Source organism: Cellulosimicrobium cellulans, assembly GCF_001722485.1.
Classification (GTDB): domain Bacteria; phylum Actinomycetota; class Actinomycetes; order Actinomycetales; family Cellulomonadaceae; genus Cellulosimicrobium; species Cellulosimicrobium cellulans_A.
Window position 1 is genome coordinate 1 of sequence record NZ_LWGL01000226.1, and the last position, 4,110, is coordinate 4,110.

At 75.3% G+C, this 4,110-nt stretch carries 4 protein-coding genes; 3 read left to right on the top strand and 1 reads right to left on the bottom strand.

All coding sequences use genetic code 11. From position 1 onward, the window contains the following. Nucleotides 1-1,215, top strand: a 1,215-nt coding sequence (locus tag JZ5iCDA_RS16035) for a leucyl aminopeptidase (RefSeq protein ID WP_069388049.1), incomplete at its 5' end; no start/stop codon positions are given. 105 nt (nt 1,216-1,320) lie between these two features. On the opposite strand, the gene JZ5iCDA_RS16040 is transcribed toward JZ5iCDA_RS16035, so the two are convergent. Then, nucleotides 1,321-1,665 (bottom strand): oxidoreductase, encoded by a 345-nt coding sequence (locus JZ5iCDA_RS16040; protein ID WP_069388050.1) that lies wholly within the window; start codon nt 1,663-1,665, stop codon nt 1,321-1,323. 290 nt (nt 1,666-1,955) lie between these two features. On the opposite strand from JZ5iCDA_RS16040, the gene lpdA reads away from it, so the two are divergent. Both lpdA and JZ5iCDA_RS16050 read left to right on the top strand, forming a co-directional pair. Then, the gene (lpdA, locus tag JZ5iCDA_RS16045) at nt 1,956-3,338 is read left to right on the top strand and encodes a dihydrolipoyl dehydrogenase (protein ID WP_069388051.1); all 1,383 of its coding nucleotides are present in this window, start codon (nt 1,956-1,958) and stop codon (nt 3,336-3,338) included. 30 nt (nt 3,339-3,368) lie between these two features. Then, a partial coding sequence (locus tag JZ5iCDA_RS16050; RefSeq protein WP_290438820.1) for a biotin/lipoyl-containing protein occupies nt 3,369-4,110 on the top strand: 742 nt, incomplete at its 3' end.

Below are 4,110 nucleotides of genomic sequence, written 5' to 3' on the forward strand. Positions count from 1 at the left end.
GCGGGAGCCGCCGTCCGCGCCCTCGCGGGCACCGGCACGGTCGCCGTCGCGCTCCCCGTCGAGGACGACGCGCAGCTCGGCGCCGTCGCCGAGGGCGCGCTGCTCGGCGCGTACACGTTCACGCGGTACCGCACGGGCGAGGCCGCGACGTCCGCGACCTCCCGGCCGCCGGCCTCGATCGAGGTGCTCGCGGCGAACGCGCGCAGCGCCGCCGCGAAGTCGGCCGTCGAGCGCGCCGAGGTCGTCGCGGACGCCGTCAACGCGACGCGCGACCTCGTCAACGCCGCCCCGAACGACCTGTACCCGGCCGCGTTCGCCGACGTCGCGAAGCAGGCCGTCAAGGACTCCGGCGCCAAGGGCCTCAAGGTGACGGTCCTCGACGACAAGGCGCTCGTCGCGGGCGGCTACGGCGGTCTCGTCGCCGTCGGCCAGGGGTCGGCCCGCGGGCCGCGCCTCGTCAAGGTCTCCTACGCCCCCGCCCGGCCCAAGGCGAAGGTCGCCCTCGTGGGCAAGGGCATCACGTTCGACTCGGGCGGCATCTCGATCAAGCCCGCCAAGGGCATGGAGGCGATGAAGTCGGACATGGCCGGCGCCGCCGCCGTGCTCGGCACCGTCGTCGCCGCGGCGCGGCTCGGCCTGCCCGTGGCGGTGACCGGCTGGCTGTGCCTCGCGGAGAACATGCCGTCCGGCACCGCGCAGCGCCCGTCGGACGTCATCACGATCCGCGGCGGTAAGACCGTCGAGGTGCTCAACACCGACGCCGAGGGCCGTCTCGTCATGGCCGACGGCCTCGTCGCCGCGATCGAGGAGAAGCCGGACGTCGTGCTCGACGTCGCGACGCTCACCGGCGCGCAGATGATCGCGCTCGGCAACCGCGTCTCGGCCGTCATGGGCGCGGACGCGGTCCGGGCCGAGGTCGTGGCCGCGGCGGACGCCGCCGGCGAGCAGTTCTGGCCGATGCCGCTGCCCGAGGAGCTCGGCGCGTCCCTGAAGTCGAAGGTGGCCGACCTCGCGAACATCGGCGACCGGTTCGGCGGCATGCTCGTCGCCGGCCTGTTCCTCCAGGAGTTCGTCGGGTCGACGCCGTGGGCGCACCTCGACATCGCGGGCCCCGCGTTCAACGAGGGATCGGCGCACGGCTACACGCCGGTCGGCGGCACGGGCGTCGCGGTGCGCACGCTGCTCGGCCTCGTCGAGGGCCGCGCCGGCCGCTGACCTCCGCCTCGTCCGCCCTGCAGGCGGTCGTGGTCCGTCCGGGCGACCGGACGGGCCGCGGCCGCCTGTCGCGCTCCGGGGCCGGCTCAGCGCTCCCGGCGCGGCTCAGCGACGGCGCTGCGCCGAGTTCCAGTCCCGCATGCGCTGGGGGTAGCCGGTGAACCGGACGTTGTAGACCGGCACGCCGAGGGACCCGGCGACGTCGAACGCCGTCTTCTCGTCGGGCACGCGGCGGCGCGTCCACTCGCCCGTCGTGGCGATGAGCAGGAGCGTGGCCCCGGTGTCCTGCGTGGGCGGCTCGACGTAGGCCTCGACGCCGACGCGCGTGCGCACGAAGTCCTGCAGGTGCGCGAGGGTCGCGCGGCGCGCCTCCCCCGCCGACGCGGGCGCACCCGCCGGCGACGCGGGCGTGGCGGGACGACGGGAGAACAGTCGCGAGAGCCGGGACACAGCGGCAGGGTACAGGCCGTCGCCGGCCTCGTCCCGGGCGCACCCTGGGCGCCGGCTCGGAGCGCGCCGGGGGGACGTCCGCCCGCCACCGTGGGGGCTCGCTCGGGACGGCGCTGTCTGCAGCGTCACAGCCGCCGACCGCGGGTCCGATTGGGGACGCGGTCCGCGAGGTGCCAAGATGGCTCCCGGAGAACGTCCGCGCACCGCGGTCCGGACGCCGTCGGGTTCAGGGCGGCCGCGACCGCGCGGTGGACGTCCGACACCGCTCTCCCCTGCTGAAGGAGTCGTACGTGGCCGACCCGGGCACACCCACCGACGTCGTCGTCCTGGGCGGAGGCAGCGCCGGCTACGCGACCGCGCTGCGCGCCGCCCAGCTCGGCCTGTCGGTCGTGCTGGTCGAGGCGGGCAAGCTCGGGGGCACGTGCCTGCACGACGGCTGCATCCCCACCAAGGCGCTGCTGCACGCGGCCGAGCTGGCCGACGGCGCGCGCGAGGGCGAGCGGTTCGGCATCCGCAGCACGTTCGAGGGCGTCGACATGGCCCGCGTCCACGACTACAAGGACGGCGTCGTCGCCGGCCTGTACAAGGGCCTGCAGGGTCTCGTCGCGTCGCGGGGCATCACGCTGGTGCAGGGCTGGGGCCGGCTCGTCGCGCCCGACACCGTCGAGGTCGACGGCACGCGGTACACGGGCCGCCACGTCGTCGTCGCCACGGGCTCGACGGCCCGGTCGCTGCCCGGCCTCGAGATCGGCGGCCGCGTCATCACCTCCGACCAGGCGCTGCGGCTCGACCGCGTGCCGTCGTCGGTCGTCGTGCTCGGCGGCGGCGTCATCGGCTGCGAGTTCGCGAGCGTGTGGCGGTCGTTCGGCGCGGAGGTCCAGGTCGTCGAGGCGCTCGACCACCTCGTCCCGAACGAGGACGTGGCGCTGTCGAAGGCGCTCGAGCGCGCGTTCCGCAAGCGCGGCATCGGCTTCTCCCTCGGCGACCGGTTCGCCGGCGTCAAGGAGACCGGGTCCGGGGTGACGGTCACGCTCGAGTCCGGGAGGACGATCGACGCCGAGCTCCTGCTCGTGGCCGTGGGGCGCGGACCCCGGACGGCCGGTCTCGGCCTCGAGGAGCAGGGCGTGCGGCTCGACCGCGGCTTCGTCGTGGTCGACGAGCGCCTGCACACCGGCGTCGGGAACCTGTGGGCCGCGGGCGACGTCGTCCCCGGCCTCCAGCTCGCGCACCGCGGCTTCGCGCAGGGCATCTTCCTCGCCGAGCAGATCGCGGGCCTGTCGCCCACGCCGGTCGTCGAGTCGTCGATCCCGCGCGTGACGTACTGCGACCCGGAGGTCGCGTCCGTCGGCCTCACCGAGGCGGACGCGCGCCGCGCGTTCGGCGACGACGCGGTCGAGACGATCGAGTACAACCTCGCCGGCAACGGCCGGAGCAAGATCCTCGCCACCACCGGGTTCGTCAAGCTCGTGCGCCGCACGGACGGGCCCGTCGTCGGCGTGCACATGATCGGTTCGCGCGTCGGCGAGCTCGTCGGCGAGAGCCAGCTGATCGTGGGCTGGGAGGCGTACCCCGAGGACGTCGCCGCCCTGGTCCACGCCCACCCCACCCAGAACGAGGCACTCGGAGAGGCGCACCTGGCACTGGCCGGCAAGCCTCTGCACGCCCACAACTGACCCCGAACATCGAAGGAGACCAGGCAGGTCATGTCTGAGAACGTGCAGATGCCGGCGCTCGGCGAGTCCGTCACCGAGGGAACCGTCACCCGGTGGCTCAAGTCCGTCGGCGACACCGTGGAGGTCGACGAGCCGCTGCTCGAGGTCTCGACCGACAAGGTCGACACCGAGATCCCGTCGCCCGTCGCGGGCGTCCTCGAGCAGATCCTCGTCCAGGAGGACGAGACCGTCGAGGTCGGCGCGAACCTCGCCGTCGTCGGCTCGGGCGAGGGCGCCGGCAGCGCCGCGCCCGCCCCGGCCGAGGAGCCGCAGCAGGCGCAGCCCGAGGCCCCGGCCGAGCAGGGCCCTGCCCCGGCCGAGGAGGCGCCCGCCCCGGCCGAGCAGCCCGCCCCCGCCGCGGACTCCGCGCCCGCCGGTGGCGGCGGCGAGGAGATCAAGCTCCCGGCGCTCGGCGAGTCCGTGACGGAGGGCACCGTGACGCGGTGGCTCAAGTCCGTCGGCGACACCGTCGAGGTCGACGAGCCGCTGCTCGAGGTCTCGACCGACAAGGTCGACACCGAGGTCCCCTCCCCCGTGGCGGGCACCGTGCAGCAGATCCTCGTCCAGGAGGACGAGACCGTCGAGGTCGGCGCGAACCTCGCGATCGTCGGCTCGGGCGCGCCCGCCGCCGAGGCCCCCGCGCAGCAGCGTGAGGAGCCCGCCGAGCAGCGCCAGGAGCCGGCCGAGCAGCCCGCGCCCGAGGCGGAGCCCGTCCACGGCGTGGCGGCCACGG